Raw genomic sequence first — 18,072 nt, 5'->3', positions numbered from 1 at the left:
ACTATATGACAACCAATATTTTTCAGCGGAAATTTATTTTGAATGCTCAAGAAGCAGCCTCATTAGTTGATGCATTAGAAAATTCACAACGAGTTGATATTAAGTTAAAACGAAAGGCGGAGTTCATTACTGATTCTGAGAAGATTCATGCTGAATTGGATGATGTCTTTAAAAAATTAGGTTCGATAACAGAATAATTTGAAAAATCCAACTTTATCTGTTATATTAGTTATTGTATTTTAATAACTCGGTAAGAGTGAGCAGCGATGCTCACTCTTTTTGATGAGTGGAGTTATTTAGCAAAACGAGGAGGATATTGAGTGAGCAGTGTAGTAGAAACTGTAACTGATTTAGTTACACCGATTTTAGACGACCATCACTTTGAATTGGTGGACGTTGAATTTGTAAAAGAAGGTAAAAGTTGGTACTTGCGCGTGTTCATTGATAAGCCGGAAGGAATCACGATTGATGAATGTGCAATGGTCAGTGATCAATTAAGCGAAAAGCTTGATAATTGCGATCCGGATCCAATTCCGCAAGCATACTATCTTGAAGTTTCGTCACCGGGTGCCGAACGTCCTTTGAAAAAGGAAAAGGATTATCAACGCGCACTTGGCAAATACATCCACGTTTCTTTGTATCAACCGCTTGAAGGCAGTAAAATATATGAAGGAACGATGACGGATTTGTCAGCTGATGAATTGACGATCGAATATCAAGATAAAACACGGACCAAAACAATTACGATTCCTCGGAATAAAATTGCGAAAGCTCGTTTAGCAATTAAGTTTTAATCAAATATACTAAGGAGAAATTTTCATGAGTAAGGAATTACTAACTGCGTTAGACGTTCTTGAAAAGGAAAAAGGCGTTAAGCGTGAAGTTGTTATTGAAGCATTGGAAAATGCATTGGTTTCTGCATACAAGCGGAATTATGGCCAGGCTCAAAACGTTGAAGTTGAGTTTGATGAAAAGAAGGGCGACATTCACGTATATGCAGTTAAGGATGTTGTTAATGAAGTCTTTGATTCCCGGTTGGAAGTCAGCTTGGACGATGCATTGCAATTAAACAAGGCATATGAAATCGGCGACCAAATTCGGTTTGAAGTTACACCAAAAGACTTTGGTCGGATCGCCGCTCAAACTGCCAAGCAAGTCATCATGCAACGCGTACGTGAAGAAGAACACAACGTCATCTACAATGAATACATTAAGTATGAAAATGAAATCGTGACGGGTGAAGTTGAACGGCGGGATAACCACTTTATCTACGTTAACTTAGGTAAAGTTGAAGCCGTTTTGTCACGCAAGGACCAAATTCAAGGTGAAGAATACAAGTCTCACGACAAGATCAAGGTTTACATTTATAAGGTTGAAAACAGCTCAAAGGGCCCGCAAGTCTTTGTTAGCCGCTCACACCCTGACTTGTTAAGACGGTTATTCGAACAAGAAGTTCCTGAAATTTATAACGGTGAAGTTGAAATTGTTTCAATTGCCCGGGAAGCTGGCGATCGCGCGAAAGTTGCTGTACGGGCAACAATCGACAATTTGGATCCGGTTGGAACCTGTGTTGGACCGCGGGGTGAACGGGTTCAAAAGATCGTTAACGAATTAAAGGGGGAAAACATGGACATCGTTAAGTGGGATGAAGATCCGGCAACCTTTATTGCCAACGCATTGAATCCTGCTGATGTATTAGCAGTTCGGTTTGATCCTGAAAATGAACATGACTGCACCGTGGTCGTTCCTGACGATCAACTTTCACTTGCAATTGGCAAGCGCGGGCAAAATGTTCGCTTAGCTGCCCGGTTGACTGGTTATAAGATCGATATTAAATCAGAAACCGATGCTGCAGAAGAAAACTTAGAAGATAAGACGGTTGCAGAACCAGTTGAACCAGCTGTTGAAGAGGAACCAGTTGAAGAAGTTTCAGTTGAAACCGAAGCAACTGACGAAGGTTCAGAAGAATAAGAGGTTTAAAAATGGCACAACGTCAACGGAAAATTCCGATGAGAAAAGATATTGTAACTGGCGAAATGCTTCCTAAAAAGGAACTTGTTCGGGTTGTGAAGAATAAGGAAAATGAAGTTGCAATCGACCCGACAGGCAAGCAAAACGGTCGTGGCGCATACATCCACCTCGATGTTGATGTTGCCAAGCAGGCCAAGGAAGAAAAGACATTTGATAAGGCATTCGGAATTAAGATCAGCGATGATTTTTACGATGAATTGATTGCCTACGTTGATCACAAGGTCGCACGGATTAAGTTGTTTGGTCATGAATAAAAAGCAAGTTTTAAATCTGCTTGGATTAGCGCAACGAGCACGCAAAGTCACGACGGGCGAAGATTTAGTTTTGAAGAAGATTCAAAAGCATCAAGCACAGATCGTCTTTTTAGCTGCGGATTGCGGACAAACAACGCAAAAGAAGTTCTCTGATAAGTGTCAGAGTTATCAAGTTCCACTGGCAACGAACTTTACGCGGGCAGAGCTAAGCGTTGCGATTGGACAGGTGCGTTCGATCATTGCAGTTACAGATTCCGGTTTTGGAAAGAAGTTAAAATCATTATTGTTTTCTGAATAATGCGAATCCCATTTCGCGTGAAAACATAATGATTTGAAATACGCGAAATGGAGGGATTTGCATATGAGTAAAAAGAGAATATATCAAATCGCACATGAATTAGATGTCAGCAGCAAGGAAGTCATTGCCGCTGCGAAGAAGAATGGCATCAAGGTTGGCAATCACATGTCAATGCTTGATGAAAATGAAGAACAAATGGTTAAAAAGAGCTTAGGCAAAGGTCAAAAGCCGCAAAAAGCCCAAGCTCAACCAGCTCCAGCTAAGAAGGCTGCACCAAAGGCCGCTTCAAAGCCGGTTCAAGCTAAAGATTCTCACAACAACAATAATAAAATGAAACAAAATCACGCAAATCAAAATCACGGACACAATGATCAGAAAAACAAGAACTTCAAGAATCAACGTCCGGCAAATAATCATTCAAACCAAAACAATAACCATGTGAAGGCTCAATCACATGATAATGGTGAAAATGGAAATCACTTCAGCAACAACAAGAAGTTTAACAAGAAGAACAAGCGCAATGGCGGCTTCAATAACAGCAATGATTTCCAACGCAACAAGTTCAATAAGAAGAACAAAAAGAAGAGCAAGAAGGAACGGCGGCAAGACCGGCGGAACCAAAAGAAGAATCCAGTTCCGCAACGCAAGAACAAGCCGTTACCAGAAACCCTTGTTTACACGGTCGGCATGAGTGTTGCTGATATTGCGAAGAAGATCCACCGTGAACCAGCTGAAATCATCAAGAAGCTCTTTATGATGGGTGTGATGGTCAACCAAAACCAATCTCTTGATAAAGATACGATTGAAATCTTAGCTGATGATTACGGCATCAAGGCTGAAGAAAAGGTCGAAGTCGATGTTTCAGATATCGATAAGTTCTTTGAAGACGAAGAAAAGAACCACAAACACCTTGAAGTCCGGCCACCAGTTGTTACGATCATGGGGCACGTTGACCACGGGAAGACAACGTTGCTTGACCACTTGCGGCACTCCCACATTACTGCCGGTGAAGCCGGGGGAATCACGCAACATATCGGGGCTTACCAAATCAAGCACGATGGTAAGACGATTACTTTCTTGGACACCCCAGGACACGCGGCCTTCACGAACATGCGGGCGCGTGGGGCTGATATTACCGATATTACCGTCTTAGTTGTTGCTGCTGATGACGGGGTAATGCCACAAACAATTGAAGCTATCCACCACTCCCAAGCAGCCGGGGTTCCAATCATTGTTGCGGTCAACAAGATCGATAAGCCTGGTGCAAATCCAAACCATGTAATGGAACAATTGACTGAATACGGTTTGATTCCTGAAGACTGGGGCGGTGACACGATCTTCGTTGAAATTTCAGCTAAGTTAGGGCAAAACATCGATGAATTGCTTGATATGATCTTGCTTCAAGCTGAAATGATGGAATTGAAGGCCAACCCGAAACAACATGGTGCCGGTTCAGTAATTGAAGCCCGCCTTGATAAGGGTAAAGGTTCCGTTGCTTCATTGTTGGTTCAACAAGGAACCTTGCACGTCGGTGATCCAATCGTTGTCGGCAATACCTTTGGGCGGGTTCGGACAATGACCAACGATCGCGGAAAAGCCGTTCACAAGGCTAAACCAGGAACCCCAGTTGAAATCACTGGGTTAAACGATGTTCCGGATTCAGGTGACCGGTTCGTAACGTTCAACGATGAAAAGACAGCCCGGGCAGCTGGTGAAAAGCGGGCTGAACAAGCATTGATCAAGGAACGGAGCAAGACAACGCACGTTACATTGGATAACTTGTTCGACACGATCAAGGAAGGCGAAATGAAGGAAGTTGACTTGATCATCAAGGCCGATGTTCAAGGTTCCGTTGAAGCCCTTGCTCAAAGTTTCCAAAAGATCGACGTTGAAGGCGTGCGGGTCAATATCATTCACCAAGCCGTTGGGGCAATCAACGAAAGTGATATTACCTTAGCCGAAGCTTCAAATGCGATCATCATCGGGTTCAACGTCCGGCCAACACCGCTTGCTAAGCAACAAGCCGATGCGGATGGTGTTGATATTCGGTTGCACAACGTTATTTACAAGGCAATTGATGAAGTTGAAACCGCGATGAAAGGAATGCTTGAACCAGAATATCAAGAAAAGGTTACTGGTCAAGTTGAAATCCGTGAAACTTACAAGGTATCGAAGTTGGGAACGATCGGTGGGGCATACGTCATCGATGGTTATATCCAACGTGATAGCGGCGTGCGGGTCATCCGAAACGGCGTGGTTATCTATGACGGTAAACTTGCAAGTTTGAAACGGTTCAAGGATGACGTTAAACAAGTTAAAGCCGGCTACGAATGTGGTTTAATGATTGAAAAGTATAACGACATTAAAGTTGGCGACCAACTTGAAGCATACGTAATGGAAGAAGTTCCAGTTGAATAAGATTAAGGGAGGCTGGTAAAATGGCACAACAAGTACGAGTTGGCCGACTCGCTCAAGAAATTCAGCGCGAAGTCAATGATATTTTGCAAAAACGTGTACGTGACCCACGAGTTCAAGGGGTTACAATTACTGGCGTCGAAGTAACTGGTGATTTGCAGCATGCAACGATTTATTACAGCATTCTTTCAGATTTAGCTTCAGATGCGGAAAAAACACAACGCGGCTTAGATAAGGCAACGGGCTTGATTCGGCGTGAATTAGGCCACCGCTTAAGTATCTATGTCACTCCTGAAATTAAATTTGAACAGGACGAATCAATGCGGTATGGTGACCACATTGATGAATTGTTGAACAAGCTTCACCAACAAGATAAGTTTTAAGCAAGAAGGTGTGACGAAACCATGGAATAAACGGTGGTTTGGTCGCACCTTTTTAGTATGGAAAATGGAAAGAGGAAGTGAACAAATGGACGGAATTTTACCACTTTATAAGGACCGTGGAATGACCAGTAATGATGCGGTAATGAAATGCCGCGGGATCTTTCAAACCCGGAAGGTCGGGCATAGCGGCACGCTTGATCCAAACGTTGACGGTGTTTTACCGATCTGTATTGGTAAGGGCACGAAAACCGTTAACTATTTAATGCAATCCGGAAAGAAATATCGCGGCGAAGTCACGTTGGGGTTTGCAACGACGACCGAAGACCTTGACGGTGAAAAAATCGAAGAAACGCCGTTAAAACAACCCTTTACTGATGATCAGCTTCAGCAAATGATGGCTTCAATGACGGGGGAGATCATTCAAATTCCGCCGATGTATTCGGCCGTTAAGGTTCATGGTAAACGGCTGTATGAATATGCGCGGGCTGGCGAAGAAGTTGAACGGCCGCAGCGCAAAGTGACGATCAAGTCCTTTAAGCTGACAGCCCCGAGTGAATTTGATGCGACAACGGGATTCCAAAAAGCCAAGTTTGAAGTGGAATGTTCAAAGGGTACCTATGTCCGGACCCTGGCCGTTGATTTGGGCAAGAAGCTTGGGGTGGCTGCAGTGATGTCCGACTTGACCCGGCTTCAAAGCGGTGGTTTTACGCTTGACCAGACGATCTCATTGGCGGAGCTGCAAAAAATGAAGGACAACGGGGAGGACCTGCAAAAGGTTCTTTTCCCGGTCGGGTATGCTTTCCGCAAATATCCGCAAGCAGAATTAACGGACTTACAATGGAAAATCGTTAAAAACGGTGGTTTTCTTCAAGCCAAGTATATGCACACTGATACTCCGTTGTTGGTTCTAAACTTTGGCGGGAAGACGCGCGCATTATATAAATACGATGCGGCAAAAAAGGTATATCGGCCAGAACAAATGATTGATTTAACTGAGGAAGGATAAAGACATGCAAGTGATTGAAATTTCTGAACCGCTTGATTTGCAAAGGATTCCGAATGAGGATGTTGTGCTTGCAATGGGCTTCTTTGACGGGGTTCATCGCGGTCATCAGGCAGTTATTCAACGCGCCAAGCAGATTGCAGTGCAACGCCATTTAAAACTTGCGATCATGACGTTTGACCGCTTTCCGAAAATTTATTTTCGTAACATTGATCCGCAGGAAGTTAAATATGTTACGCCCTTAAAGCAACGGTTAAAACGGTTTGAACAGCAAGGCATCGAGATTGCATACGTTGCGCGCTTTGATGAGGCAATGGCTAAGTTGACGCCGCAGTATTTTGTTGATCACTTTATGGCCGATCTGCATGCGAAGGTCGTCGTTGCCGGATTTGATTACACGTATGGGAAACCAGACGTGGCGAATATGGAAACTCTGCCACAGTTTGCGCAGGGCCGGTTTGACGTTGTCACGGTTGATCGTCAAGTATTGAATGCTGAAAAAATCGGGACAACGCAGATCAAGACGGCCCTTGATCATGGCGACATTCAAAAGGTTAACCAACTATTGGGTTACCGGTTCAACTTTCCGGGGAAAGTCGTTCACGGTGAAGCCCGTGGACGCGAATTAGGTTTTCCGACATTGAATATTCAACCTGCAGACGACCAATGGATTCCGGGAATCGGTGTGTATGCCGTCCGGGTCAAAGTTGACGGTCAGTGGTATCAAGGAATGTGTTCGGTCAGTCATAATGAAACGTTTGGCGATAATCCATTAACGATCGAGATCAACCTTTTTGATTTTAATCAGATGATCTACGGCCAAGAAGTTGAGGTTGAATGGGATCAATATCTGCGCGCACCGGTCAAATTTGAATCCGTTGACCAGTTGATTGCACAGTTGAAGCAGGATCAGATCGATACTGAGGAGTATTTTGCAAAAGATTTTAAATAATTAGCACTCGGTTAATTAATCTGCTAAAAAAGTGGGTAAAACCCTTGACGCAGGTACAGATATTATGTAATATATAATTGACTTAGCACTTGAGGGTGTTAAGTGCTAAAGAGGTGATTGTAAATGTTAACAGATAGACAATTGTCAATTCTGAAAGCCATTATTCAGAATTACACGGATGTCGGGCAGCCGATTGGGTCTAAAAAGTTGCAAGAACAATTGCCAATTCATGTAAGTTCAGCCACCATTCGGAATGAGATGGCCGCACTTGAACGTCAAGGGTTTATTATGAAGCAGCATTCAAGCTCAGGAAGAATTCCGTCGCTTGAAGGGTATCGTTACTACGTTGATAACCTGCTTGAACCGGATAGACTTGACCGCAACGTTGTCAGTCGGATTCGAAAATCATTGAACAATGAGTTTGCGAAGGTTGATGACATTGTTGCTTTATCCGCTCAGTTGTTATCCCAAATGACGAATTACGTTGCGATTTCATTAAAACCTGGTTCAAATGACGTCGCGGTCGAAGGTTTCCGGTTGGTTCCATTAGGTAATCAGCAGGTCATGGTCTTACTGGTTACCAGCGATGGTTCCGTTGAAAATCAAATTTTCAGTATTCCTGAAAATATTCATGGCGATCAGCTTGAAGCAGTGATCCGGTTGATCAACGAAGAAGTCGTCGGATTGCCATTGAGCGAAGTTTCAGAACATTTGATCAAAGCCATTCCGCAAGTTTCAAGTTATTTACGGAATTCGAATGACTTTATCGAAACGTTTGGCGATATTCTTGATAAGGCAGTGCGTGAGCACATGTACGTCAGCGGGAAGCACAATGTTTTGGACTTTGTTCAGGATGATGATCTTGAAAAGGTCAAGTCGTTATATTCACTGATCGACCGGCCAACTGATTTACGGAAACTCGTTAAAAGCAATGGCGAAGATGTTGCTGTGAAGATCAATGATGATCATGATTCAGCATTGAATTACAGTTTAGTATCTGCAACTTACGATGATGGTAATCATGGACATGGGTTAATTGCAATTCTTGGACCAACGAATATGCATTATTCGCAGGTGATCGGAATGTTGGATACGTTCCGGGATGAATTATCAAAGCGGTTAATCAATTACTACCGAAATTTTAACGAATAGGAAAAGGGGTGTTGATTTGGCTAAGGAAGAAGAAAAGTGGACAAATAAGAAGGCTGCGGAAGACTTAAACGTTGATGAAAAAGAACAAAAGCATGTTTCAAAGAAGGCGGCCGAAGATTTGAACGCCGAGTCAAATGAACAAACTGATAACCAATCAGATTTGGAACAGCAACTTGCTGATTTGCAAGCAAAGTACGATGAGATGGAAGATAAGTATCTTCGTGCTGAAGCTGAAATGCAAAATATGACAAAGCGGTTCAAAAACGAACAGGCTCAATTATTGAAATATGAAGGTCAGAAACTTGCAACTGAGATTTTACCAGTGATGGATAATCTTAACCGGGCATTGCAAATTGAAGTTGAAGATGAAGCTTCAGCTCAATTGAAGCACGGAATTGAAATGGTTGCTAAGGACATGGAAAAGGCCTTAAAAGATAATGAAATTACTAAAATCGAAGCATTGAATCAGCCGTTTGATCCAACGAAACACCAAGCAGTTAAGAGTGTTCCCGTTGAAAAGGGTCAAAAAGCTGAAACCGTCGTTGAAGTTTATCAAGACGGTTACATGCTCAAAGATCGGGTTTTACGCCCAGCAATGGTCGTAGTCGCACAATAATAAATAGAAAGAGGTTTAATCAGAATGTCAAAGATTATTGGGATTGATTTAGGGACAACAAACTCTGCAGTTGCTGTTCTTGAAGGTAAAGAAGCAAAGATTATTACAAACCCTGAAGGAAACCGGACAACTCCTTCAGTTGTATCATTCAAAGATGGTGAAACCCAAGTTGGTGAAGTTGCAAAGCGGCAAGCAATCACAAACCCAAATACAATTTCATCAATCAAGCGTCACATGGGTGAAGAAGGTTACAAGGTAACCGTTGATGGCAAGGATTACACGCCACAAGAAATTTCAGCAATGATTCTTCAATACATCAAGGATTATGCTGAATCATACCTTGGCGAAAAGGTAACGCAAGCGGTCATCACTGTTCCTGCATACTTCAACGATGCTCAACGGCAAGCAACAAAGGATGCCGGTAAGATCGCTGGTTTGAAAGTTGAACGGATCGTCAACGAACCAACAGCTGCCGCTTTAGCTTATGGTTTGGACAAGACTGACAAAGATGAAAAGATCTTAGTTTACGACCTTGGTGGTGGAACGTTTGATGTTTCGATCCTTGAATTAGGTGACGGGGTATTCCAAGTTCTCTCAACAAACGGTGATACACACCTCGGTGGGGATGACTTCGATAACGCCATCATGAACTGGTTGATTGAAAACTTCAAGAAGGATAACGGCATTGACCTTTCACAAGACAAGATGGCAATGCAACGGTTGAAAGACGCAGCTGAAAAAGCTAAGAAAGACTTATCAGGCGTTACATCAGCTCAAATTTCATTACCATTTATCGCTGCTGGCGAAAGCGGCCCATTACACTTGGAAACAACTTTGACGCGTGCTAAATTTAACGAATTAACACATGACTTAGTTGAAAAGACTCGGATCCCAGTTCAAAACGCTTTGAAGGACGCCGGCTTAACAAACGATGATATTGATGAAGTTATCTTAGTTGGTGGTTCAACCCGGATCCCAGCTGTTAAGGAACTTGTTAAGAACGAAACTGGTCACACACCAAACGAATCAGTTAACCCTGATGAAGCCGTTGCTTTAGGGGCTGCTATTCAAGGTGGGGTTATCACTGGTGATGTTAAGGACGTTGTTTTGCTTGATGTTACACCATTGTCACTCGGAATCGAAACAATGGGTGGGGTGTTCACGAAGTTGATCGACCGGAACACAACAATTCCAACATCAAAATCACAAGTGTTCTCAACTGCCGCAGATAACCAACCAGCCGTTGATATTCACGTATTACAAGGTGAACGTCCAATGGCTGCTGACAACAAGACATTAGGTCGTTTCCAATTAACAGACATTCCAGCTGCTCCTCGTGGTGTTCCTCAAATCGAAGTTAAGTTCGATATCGATAAGAACGGAATCGTAAATGTTTCAGCTAAGGACTTAGGAACAAACAAGGAACAAAAGATCACCATCAAGAGTTCTTCAGGCTTATCAGATGAAGAAATCGACCGCATGGTTAAGGAAGCTAAGGAAAACGAAGCTGCCGACAAGAAGCGGAAAGAAGAAGTTGATCTTAAGAACGAAGTTGATCAATTATTATTCCAAACAGACAAGACCCTTGAAGAAATTAAAGGCAAAGTCGGTGAAGATGAAGTTAAGAAGATCGAAGATGCGCGTGATGCTTTGAAGAAAGCTCAAGAAGCAAACAACATTGATGATATGAAGGCTAAGAAGGATGACTTAACAAAACTTATCCAAGATATGTCAGTTAAGTTATACCAACAAGCTCAACAAGCACAACAAGCTCAAGGCGGCGCCGCTGACGGTGCAGCCAATGCCGGCAATGCATCATCAAACGATAATAACGATGACAACACAGTTGATGGGGACTTTAAAGAAGTAGACCCAGATGACAAGAACTAATTGTCATTTAATCGGATAAAAAGTCAAAGTCCGCTTTGGTCTTTGACTTTTTATTTTAACAAATGGTAGGCTAAAACAGAGATTAAGAAAAAGTTGGAGGAAAACAATGGCTCAAAAAGACCCATATGAGGTTTTAGGTGTCAGCAAGGATGCGTCTGATGCTGAAATCAAAAAGGCTTATCGAAAACTTTCAAAGAAATATCACCCTGATTTGAACCATGAACCAGGGGCGGAAGAAAAATTCAAAGAAGTCAATGAAGCTTACGAAATTCTGAGTGATCCGCAAAAGAAAGCTCAATACGATCAATTCGGAACGACTGGCGACCAAGGATTTGGTGGCGGCGGTGCCGGTGGTTACGGCGACTTTGGCGGTTTCAGCAATTTCGGCGGTGCTGGCGGCTTTGAAGATATTTTCGGTTCATTCTTTGGTGGCGGCGGTGCCCGGAATCAGAATGCTCCACGGCAAGGTCGGGATCTGCAATATGAAATGCATTTGACCTTTGAAGAAGGAATCTTCGGCAAGAAGACCGAAATCGAATACAACCGGGAAGCCGTTTGCAAGAACTGTAATGGTTCGGGGGCCAAACCGGGGACGTCACCAGTCACATGTTCAAAATGTCACGGACGGGGAGTTATTCAAGTTGAACGGCAAACGCCGCTTGGCCGCATGATGACCCAACAAGAATGTGATGTTTGTCATGGAACCGGAAAAGAAATCAAGGAAAAATGCCCAACATGTCATGGAACTGGTCGGGTAAGCGAAAAGCATGCGGTTGAAGTAACCGTTCCTGCCGGAGTGGAAGATGGTAACCAAATGCGCTTGCAAGGTCAAGGTGAAGCCGGTTATAACGGCGGCCCTTATGGTGACTTATTCATCATCTTCAGTGTTGCTCCAAGTAAGACCTTTAAACGTGACGGTGCTGAGATTTACCTTGATCAACCAATCAGCTTTGTTCAGGCAACGCTTGGTTCAGAAATTCAAGTCAAGACGGTTCACGGGGATGTGAAATTGAACATTCCGGCCGGAACACAGTCGGGAACAACTTTCCGGTTGAAAGGTAAAGGAGCACCGAAATTGCGTGGTTCAGGTAACGGCGATGAAAAAGTTACCGTTCATGTTCAGATTCCAAAGAAGTTGAACAAGGGCCAACGCGAAGCTTTGAAGTTGTATGCGAAAGCATCAAATGAAAAGGTCAATGAAGGGTTCTTTGACAAGTTAAAAGATAAATTCTAAAAAGTGATGAAAAAATGAGGCCGGGACATATGTCTCAGCCTCATTTTGTAATCATTGTTTTTAACCAATAAATCCTTTGATAATGTGATATGCACCTGCAAGCAACATCACGGTGTATGCCAATTTGCGTACAAGCTTCATCGAAATTTTCTGCGTAAAGTGCATTCCCAACGTTGTGCCGACTAAGCAGCAAACGATTGAAATTGAAAGGGGTGCAACTAACTTAGCAGTGAAGTTTCCGCAAATAATGTTATTGAACAGAACATTCACGGTCGTGATCATAAAGTAAAGTTGCAAGGTTGCTTGGTATTCCATCGGATCGTTCATGACCGAATCGAAGTAGGCAACCATTGGCGGTCCTCCGATGGCAAACATGCCATCCATAAAACCGCCGAAGGAACCGGCGAAGAATCCAGTAATTGGATTTTTCTTAAGATGAACCCGGCTTGCAAGAAAAATTAAGTAAAATGCAAGCACCCAAAGGAAAATTCCTAAAACAAAGTTCATTGCGGTCCCGCTCATGCTGATCATTAAGTGCACGCCGATACTTCCGAAAATCAAAGCGGCAATTGCCGGAACGATGACCATCCGGTAGTTGATGTGCCGGCGAAACTTAATGACGGTATAAGCCTGTAAGCAAAGGACGGTCGCTAAGGTTAAAACGTTGCATTCCTTGTAAGGTAAAATCAGCGGCATGATGGCCATGAAGATGATTCCAAAGCCGAATCCGCTGGTACTTTGAACAAGGGCAGCAATAAAAACAATGATTGCAAGCATTAAATAACTCAAAACCATAAAATTACCACCTATCACTTACTAATTGTAAGATTATAGCATAGAAATTGAAATTTACAAAATTTAGCATAAGAAGTTATTTTAACTATATTAACGATTGGAGTGAATCAAATGAATAATGACAGTATTACCCAAGCAGTTCAAGATGCGATCGCGGAAGCCCAACAAATTGCGATTACCCGTCACCAGCAGGAAATCGACATTCCGCATTTGTTTAAGTATCTGGTTCAACCGGGAAATTTAGGCGAAGATATTTACCAAAAGGCAGGACTGAATTTAAAGGAAGTCAATCAAGAACTTGACCATGAAATTGATCAAATTTCTTCAATTGAGGGGAATGTTCAATACGGTCAGACTTTGAGTCAAAACCTTTTCCAATTAATGCAGAAAGCCGACGAATTGAAAAAGCAACTTGGCGACGAATTTGTCGCGGTTGACACGTTGATTTTGGCATTAATGGATCTGCAGTACAATCCATTCAAACTTTTCCTTGAAAATCATGGCGTTACGAAGGAAAAGTTAAAACAAATTATTGATGATTTACGAGGCGGTGAGCACGTGACAAGTAAAAATCAGGAAGAACAGTATAAGGCCCTTGAAAAATATGGGGTTGATTTAGTAAAGCAGGCCCGCAGCGGCAAGCAAGATCCGATCATCGGCCGCGATGACGAAATTCGTGACGTGATTCGGATCCTTTCACGGAAAAGTAAAAATAATCCGGTCTTGATCGGGGAACCCGGTGTCGGGAAAACGGCGATCGTTGAAGGTTTAGCCCAACGAATTGCGAAAAACGATGTGCCGGAAAATCTGAAGAATAAGACGATTTTCTCGCTTGATATGGGATCATTGATCGCGGGGGCAAAGTACCGCGGTGAATTTGAAGAACGGTTAAAGGCAGTGTTAAAGGAAGTTCAAAAGAGCGAAGGGCAAATTATTCTCTTTATTGACGAAATCCATAACATTGTCGGCGCCGGGAAAACCGAAGGCAGCATGGATGCCGGCAACTTACTGAAGCCGATGCTTGCGCGGGGTGAACTGCATTTGATCGGCGCAACGACCTTAGACGAATACCGCGAATACGTTGAAAAGGACAAGGCGCTTGAACGGCGGTTCCAAAAGGTACTTGTTAAAGAACCATCTGTTGAAGATACAATTTCGATTTTACGGGGCTTGAAGGAACGGTATGAAATTCACCACGGAGTTCGAATCCATGATAATGCGCTGGTGGCAGCTGCAACGTTATCAAACCGGTACATTACGGATCGCTATTTGCCAGATAAGGCCATCGATTTAGTTGACGAAGCCTGTGCTGAAATTCAAGTGGAAATGAATTCAATGCCGAATGAACTTGATCAGGCTACCCGGCAATTAATGCGGCAGGAAGTTGAAGAAGCAGCCTTAAAGAAGGAAACTGACAGTGCTTCGAAGAAACGCTTGGCAGAACTGCAAAAGGAATTAGCTGATACCCGCGAAAAGGTCAACCAGTTGAAATTAAAGTGGGAAAACGAAAAGGCCGATATTCAAAAGGTCAGCGACAAAAAAGCTGAATTGGATAAAGCCAAGCATGAATTGGAAAATGCAGAAAGCAGTTATGATTTGGAAAAGGCTGCAAAGTTGCAACACGGAACGATTCCAACGTTGGAGAAGGAATTGCAAGACCTTGAAAAGTCAGACCGGCCGGATGAATGGCTGGTTGAAGAATCCGTTACCGAAAATGAAATCGCAGCGGTCGTTAGCCGGGAAACTGGTATTCCGGTTGCTAAATTAGTTCAGGGCGAACGGGAAAAATTGCTTCACTTGGCTGATAGTTTGCACCAACGGGTCATTGGTCAAGATGAAGCCGTTGATGCCGTTGCGAATGCTGTTTTGCGTTCGCGGGCCGGCTTGCAAGATCCATCAAAGCCATTAGGATCATTTATGTTCCTTGGACCAACCGGGGTTGGGAAGACCGAACTTGCCAAGGCGCTTGCAGAGAATTTATTTGATTCTGAAAAGCACATGGTGCGGATCGACATGAGTGAATACATGGAAAAAGCATCAGTATCCCGGCTTGTTGGGGCCGCTCCCGGCTATGTCGGCTATGAAGAGGGCGGTCAGTTGACCGAAGCGGTTCGCCGCAACCCGTACACGATCGTATTGTTTGATGAAATTGAAAAGGCGCATCCAGACGTCTTCAACATTTTGCTTCAAGTCTTAGATGACGGGCGGTTAACGGATGGCCAAGGCCGGACGGTTGATTTTAAGAATACGATTTTGATCATGACGTCGAACCTCGGATCTGAGATTTTATTGGATAATGTCAAGGAAGACGGCGTCATTTCGCCGGAAACCAAGGAACAGGTCATGAAACTGGCTCAAGCCCACTTCAAGCCTGAATTCTTGAACCGGATCGACGACATTATTACATTTAGTCCATTAACCTTTGACGCCATTGAAAAGATCGTTGATAAGTTTATCGGCCAGTTATCAGCGCGCCTAAGTTCACAAGAAATTGAATTGAAGATTAATGATGACGCGCGGAAGTGGATCGCCAAGGAAGGTTACGATCCAGCATACGGTGCGCGGCCATTGCAACGCTTCATTACGACCCATGTGGAAACGCCATTGGCCAAGGAGATTATTGCCGGCAAAGTAATGCCACACAGTGTCGTTACGATTGGCCTGGGTGCAAATGATAATTTGGTATTTAAGGCTGAGGATGATCAGGCGGAATAATGAAAGAGGATAAGTGCTAAACTTACCCTTTTTTTAATGCTTTCTGAATTTGATATTAGTAAATCCTATTTATAATTAATTTTATTATAAATATTAATTATCAATTTAACTCTTTACGTTGGGGTCGCTGAAAGGTTTAAGGGTTAAATTGAAGTTAGGAGAAGATACTATGGGATTAGGTAAATTCGGAATAGGTTTATTATGTTTAGTTGGCGGTTCAGTAATTGGAGCAGGTGGCTATTCGGTTTATACTCATCATCATGAAAATCAAGAAACGGTTCGGGTAAGTCAAAAAAGTTCTGAAACCAAGTCTTTAAGCTCAAACAAATTAAACAGCGAAAGTTTGCAAAGTGAATCATCAGAAAGTCAAAATCAGGTTGAGTTTAGTAGTCGGTTAACTAATAATATTAATTCACGGTCTTCAGTGGTAGCAAATAACCAAGGAAACGGTGAGTTATATAACGCAAGTAATCATACTTTTGCCGGCTATCATAATATTCATGAGTTATGGAATAGCGGCTATACGGTTACATCATATTTAATTAAAAAATGCGGTTATACGGCAGATCAAGCGCATAATTATATCGATCAACACTTTAGTGAAATTCGTCCATTCTTAGGTTCAGGTGAAATTCAAACGTATTATGAAAAACTAAGAAGCGAAGGACGTTCAATTAACGACAATTAAAAGGTCAATTATTTAAAAATATATTAATCCTTTTCAATCTACTTTCCATTCCAAAACAATTCCGGTAAACTGAACCTACCACAGGTAAGGGAGCGGGAAAGTTGGAATTAAATAAGGATTTAATGGAGTTATTAACCCAAACAAAGCTTAAAAAGAGTGAACTTGGATTAGTCGACGGATTATATCCTATTCGCATCAAAAACGAATATGGGTATTTTATTGTTTATATCGGGACCCGGAAAACGTTGATCAAAGGGTTTAGTCGGATCGCAGCGAACGAAAATTTGAGAATTGAATTAAGCTCATTAGACGATGATCAGACGTTGCATTATGTTGCGGTTCCGGACGTGTTAGCTTTGGAAAAGAGCTTAATGCTGATGCTATATCGCATTGGAAGGTTGAATCAACGCGTTATTGAAGATGTGAAAAAATCAAATTAAACGAAAAAGAAGCTGGACAAAGTTGTCCAGCTTCTTTCATAACGTTAAGCAAAACTATAAAGTATCTATGAAGATTCATCTTTATAGGGCTAGTTGAGTTTCTAACCACTTTCAATAGTAAATCAATTACTAAAAATAAGCAACACATATCAGGAAAATGTTTATTTAAATTACAAATTTTTCACATTAAATTCAAAATAAAAAGAAGTTCATTGCGAACTTCTCATAACTCTCTTATGTCCTTTTACATTATATAGGGCTTTTAATGAGTAAGAGCAAGTATCTATGTAATACTGGAAGAGATACTTAGTGAAATAAAGTTATAAGAGAGGAATTTTTAGTGCAACCGATTGCACAAAATTTATTTTACATGAATGATTTTAAAAATCAATTAAAAACCAAACCAAAATTGGGATGATTCTCTTGAATTTCTTTACCATTTTATACAAATTTAAATAAAAAGAGAAAGATCTTATTAGCAATCTGAAAATTAATAATGATTTATCTAAAAAGATATTAACTTTCTTTTGAATCCTAATTAAAATCAACTAAATAATTAAAATTTAAATAAATCGATATTAAGTCTTTAAAAATTAATTAAATAATATTTTGGATTTCAAAATAGTGCGAACGATCAGTCGCTAAATCTTAACAATAATATGATTGAGGTCGTTTTTAAATTACGTTACAATTTTATACTGGAAAAGGGATTTCATGCCCAGAAATCCCTTTTCTAAATCTCTTATACTGTGTCAGTCTTGTTTTGAATGTCTCCAGCAAGACTGAATAGCTTACTCACAGAGGCCTGCTGGTTTTTACCCGCCAGCAGGTCTTATTTTAGCACGCTGATAATTACTTTTATATATGTAAACTAAAATATGAGAAAAATCAATTTATTTGCTTGGTAAATTATCAAAATTCTTTCATAAAAAATAAAGGTTGCGGTAAATCGCAGCCTTTACTTTTTATCTTCTTCTTTGGCGTTTGGTGCTTTAAGAAACATCGATACAAAATTAATTAAGATCCAGCCGGCAATCATTGGGATCAAGCCGCTTGTTACAAAGTTGAATGGAGCACCATTCAAAGCGGAAATAATGTATCCGAATACTTCACCATAAATTGCGCACCAAAAGAGAATTGTAAGTTGTTTTAACATGTTAACAACACCTCTTTACTTGTAGTCTAGTATAGTTTGATAAATTTTTC

Annotated in this window: 18 protein-coding genes; 16 read left to right on the top strand and 2 right to left on the bottom strand. The window is 41.8% G+C overall.

What is annotated here, in order from left to right; genetic code table 11:
• Window positions 1–5: 5 nt before the first annotated feature.
• From A3O17_RS06895 to dnaJ, 13 genes are all read left to right on the top strand, one after another.
• Window positions 6–197, top strand: a complete 192-nt coding sequence (locus A3O17_RS06895; RefSeq protein ID WP_064213244.1) for a hypothetical protein — start codon at window positions 6–8, stop codon at window positions 195–197.
• A gap of 123 nt (window positions 198–320) precedes the next feature.
• Complete coding sequence (gene rimP, locus A3O17_RS06890) at window positions 321–794, top strand: ribosome maturation factor RimP (protein WP_064207656.1); 474 nt, start codon at window positions 321–323, stop codon at window positions 792–794.
• A 25-nt stretch (window positions 795–819) separates the two neighbouring features.
• The gene (gene nusA / locus A3O17_RS06885; RefSeq protein WP_064213245.1) at window positions 820–1,971 is read left to right on the top strand and encodes a transcription termination factor NusA; all 1,152 of its coding nucleotides are present in this window, start codon (window positions 820–822) and stop codon (window positions 1,969–1,971) included.
• An 11-nt stretch (window positions 1,972–1,982) separates the two neighbouring features.
• Complete coding sequence (gene rnpM / locus A3O17_RS06880; protein WP_057827961.1) at window positions 1,983–2,285, top strand: RNase P modulator RnpM; 303 nt, start codon at window positions 1,983–1,985, stop codon at window positions 2,283–2,285.
• Window positions 2,278–2,583 carry a YlxQ-related RNA-binding protein gene (locus A3O17_RS06875; RefSeq protein ID WP_064213246.1) on the top strand — a complete coding sequence of 102 codons (306 nt, stop codon included), beginning with the start codon at window positions 2,278–2,280 and terminating at the stop codon, window positions 2,581–2,583. The genes rnpM and A3O17_RS06875 overlap by 8 nt, the downstream gene beginning before the upstream one ends.
• A 63-nt stretch (window positions 2,584–2,646) precedes the next feature.
• The gene (infB, locus tag A3O17_RS06870; protein ID WP_064213247.1) at window positions 2,647–5,001 is read left to right on the top strand and encodes a translation initiation factor IF-2; all 2,355 of its coding nucleotides are present in this window, start codon (window positions 2,647–2,649) and stop codon (window positions 4,999–5,001) included.
• Between the two features lie 20 nt (window positions 5,002–5,021).
• Window positions 5,022–5,381 (top strand): 30S ribosome-binding factor RbfA, encoded by a 360-nt coding sequence (rbfA, locus tag A3O17_RS06865; RefSeq protein WP_064213248.1) that lies wholly within the window; start codon window positions 5,022–5,024, stop codon window positions 5,379–5,381.
• An 85-nt stretch (window positions 5,382–5,466) separates the two neighbouring features.
• The gene (truB, locus tag A3O17_RS06860) at window positions 5,467–6,387 is read left to right on the top strand and encodes a tRNA pseudouridine(55) synthase TruB (RefSeq protein ID WP_064213249.1); all 921 of its coding nucleotides are present in this window, start codon (window positions 5,467–5,469) and stop codon (window positions 6,385–6,387) included.
• A gap of 4 nt (window positions 6,388–6,391) precedes the next feature.
• On the top strand, window positions 6,392–7,336 hold the full coding sequence (ribF, locus tag A3O17_RS06855; protein ID WP_064213250.1) for a riboflavin biosynthesis protein RibF: 945 nt from the start codon (window positions 6,392–6,394) through the stop codon (window positions 7,334–7,336).
• Between the two features lie 123 nt (window positions 7,337–7,459).
• Window positions 7,460–8,488 carry a heat-inducible transcriptional repressor HrcA gene (gene hrcA / locus A3O17_RS06850; protein WP_064213251.1) on the top strand — a complete coding sequence of 343 codons (1,029 nt, stop codon included), beginning with the start codon at window positions 7,460–7,462 and terminating at the stop codon, window positions 8,486–8,488.
• Window positions 8,489–8,504: 16 nt separating this feature from the next.
• Window positions 8,505–9,104, top strand: coding sequence for a nucleotide exchange factor GrpE (grpE, locus tag A3O17_RS06845; RefSeq protein WP_064207651.1), 600 nt, complete (start codon window positions 8,505–8,507; stop codon window positions 9,102–9,104).
• Between the two features lie 24 nt (window positions 9,105–9,128).
• Entirely contained in the window at window positions 9,129–10,994 is a 1,866-nt protein-coding gene (gene dnaK, locus A3O17_RS06840) for a molecular chaperone DnaK (RefSeq protein WP_064213252.1), read from the top strand.
• Window positions 10,995–11,100: 106 nt separating this feature from the next.
• Window positions 11,101–12,228, top strand: coding sequence for a molecular chaperone DnaJ (gene dnaJ / locus A3O17_RS06835; protein WP_064213253.1), 1,128 nt, complete (start codon window positions 11,101–11,103; stop codon window positions 12,226–12,228).
• A 60-nt stretch (window positions 12,229–12,288) separates the two neighbouring features.
• On the opposite strand, the gene A3O17_RS06830 is transcribed toward dnaJ, so the two are convergent.
• Window positions 12,289–13,023 carry a sulfite exporter TauE/SafE family protein gene (locus tag A3O17_RS06830; protein ID WP_064213254.1) on the bottom strand — a complete coding sequence of 245 codons (735 nt, stop codon included), beginning with the start codon at window positions 13,021–13,023 and terminating at the stop codon, window positions 12,289–12,291.
• A 111-nt stretch (window positions 13,024–13,134) separates the two neighbouring features.
• Here A3O17_RS06830 and clpB point away from each other — a divergent pair, with 111 nt between their 5' ends.
• The 3 genes from clpB (at window position 13,135) to A3O17_RS06815 (ending at window position 16,866) form a co-directional block, all read left to right on the top strand.
• Window positions 13,135–15,738, top strand: coding sequence for an ATP-dependent chaperone ClpB (gene clpB / locus A3O17_RS06825; protein ID WP_064213255.1), 2,604 nt, complete (start codon window positions 13,135–13,137; stop codon window positions 15,736–15,738).
• Between the two features lie 169 nt (window positions 15,739–15,907).
• Window positions 15,908–16,426 carry a protein-tyrosine phosphatase family protein gene (locus A3O17_RS06820; RefSeq protein WP_064213256.1) on the top strand — a complete coding sequence of 173 codons (519 nt, stop codon included), beginning with the start codon at window positions 15,908–15,910 and terminating at the stop codon, window positions 16,424–16,426.
• Between the two features lie 101 nt (window positions 16,427–16,527).
• The gene (locus A3O17_RS06815) at window positions 16,528–16,866 is read left to right on the top strand and encodes a hypothetical protein (protein ID WP_064213257.1); all 339 of its coding nucleotides are present in this window, start codon (window positions 16,528–16,530) and stop codon (window positions 16,864–16,866) included.
• Window positions 16,867–17,824: 958 nt separating this feature from the next.
• On the opposite strand, the gene A3O17_RS06810 is transcribed toward A3O17_RS06815, so the two are convergent.
• A complete protein-coding gene (locus A3O17_RS06810; protein WP_057828011.1) occupies window positions 17,825–18,022 on the bottom strand; it encodes a YjzD family protein in 198 nt (65 codons plus the stop codon).
• Between the last annotated feature and the right edge of the window lie 50 nt (window positions 18,023–18,072).

Origin of the sequence: Ligilactobacillus aviarius, from assembly GCF_001654615.1 — a bacterium.
Classification (GTDB): Bacteria; Bacillota; Bacilli; order Lactobacillales; family Lactobacillaceae; genus Ligilactobacillus; species Ligilactobacillus aviarius_B.
This window is presented reverse-complemented; position numbering and strand designations above follow the sequence as displayed.

Coding starts and splice junctions, on each gene's coding strand:
- ribF (WP_064213250.1), top strand. CDS start 6,392: ATGCAAGTGATTGAAATTTCTGAACCGCTTGATTTGCAAAGGATTCCG.
- A3O17_RS06830 (WP_064213254.1), bottom strand. CDS start 13,023: ATGGTTTTGAGTTATTTAATGCTTGCAATCATTGTTTTTATTGCTGCC.
- A3O17_RS06820 (WP_064213256.1), top strand. CDS start 15,908: ATGGGATTAGGTAAATTCGGAATAGGTTTATTATGTTTAGTTGGCGGT.
- A3O17_RS06875 (WP_064213246.1), top strand. CDS start 2,278: ATGAATAAAAAGCAAGTTTTAAATCTGCTTGGATTAGCGCAACGAGCA.
- clpB (WP_064213255.1), top strand. CDS start 13,135: ATGAATAATGACAGTATTACCCAAGCAGTTCAAGATGCGATCGCGGAA.
- rnpM (WP_057827961.1), top strand. CDS start 1,983: ATGGCACAACGTCAACGGAAAATTCCGATGAGAAAAGATATTGTAACT.
- hrcA (WP_064213251.1), top strand. CDS start 7,460: ATGTTAACAGATAGACAATTGTCAATTCTGAAAGCCATTATTCAGAAT.
- dnaJ (WP_064213253.1), top strand. CDS start 11,101: ATGGCTCAAAAAGACCCATATGAGGTTTTAGGTGTCAGCAAGGATGCG.
- truB (WP_064213249.1), top strand. CDS start 5,467: ATGGACGGAATTTTACCACTTTATAAGGACCGTGGAATGACCAGTAAT.
- dnaK (WP_064213252.1), top strand. CDS start 9,129: ATGTCAAAGATTATTGGGATTGATTTAGGGACAACAAACTCTGCAGTT.
- A3O17_RS06810 (WP_057828011.1), bottom strand. CDS start 18,022: ATGTTAAAACAACTTACAATTCTCTTTTGGTGCGCAATTTATGGTGAA.
- rbfA (WP_064213248.1), top strand. CDS start 5,022: ATGGCACAACAAGTACGAGTTGGCCGACTCGCTCAAGAAATTCAGCGC.
- A3O17_RS06895 (WP_064213244.1), top strand. CDS start 6: ATGACAACCAATATTTTTCAGCGGAAATTTATTTTGAATGCTCAAGAA.
- nusA (WP_064213245.1), top strand. CDS start 820: ATGAGTAAGGAATTACTAACTGCGTTAGACGTTCTTGAAAAGGAAAAA.
- infB (WP_064213247.1), top strand. CDS start 2,647: ATGAGTAAAAAGAGAATATATCAAATCGCACATGAATTAGATGTCAGC.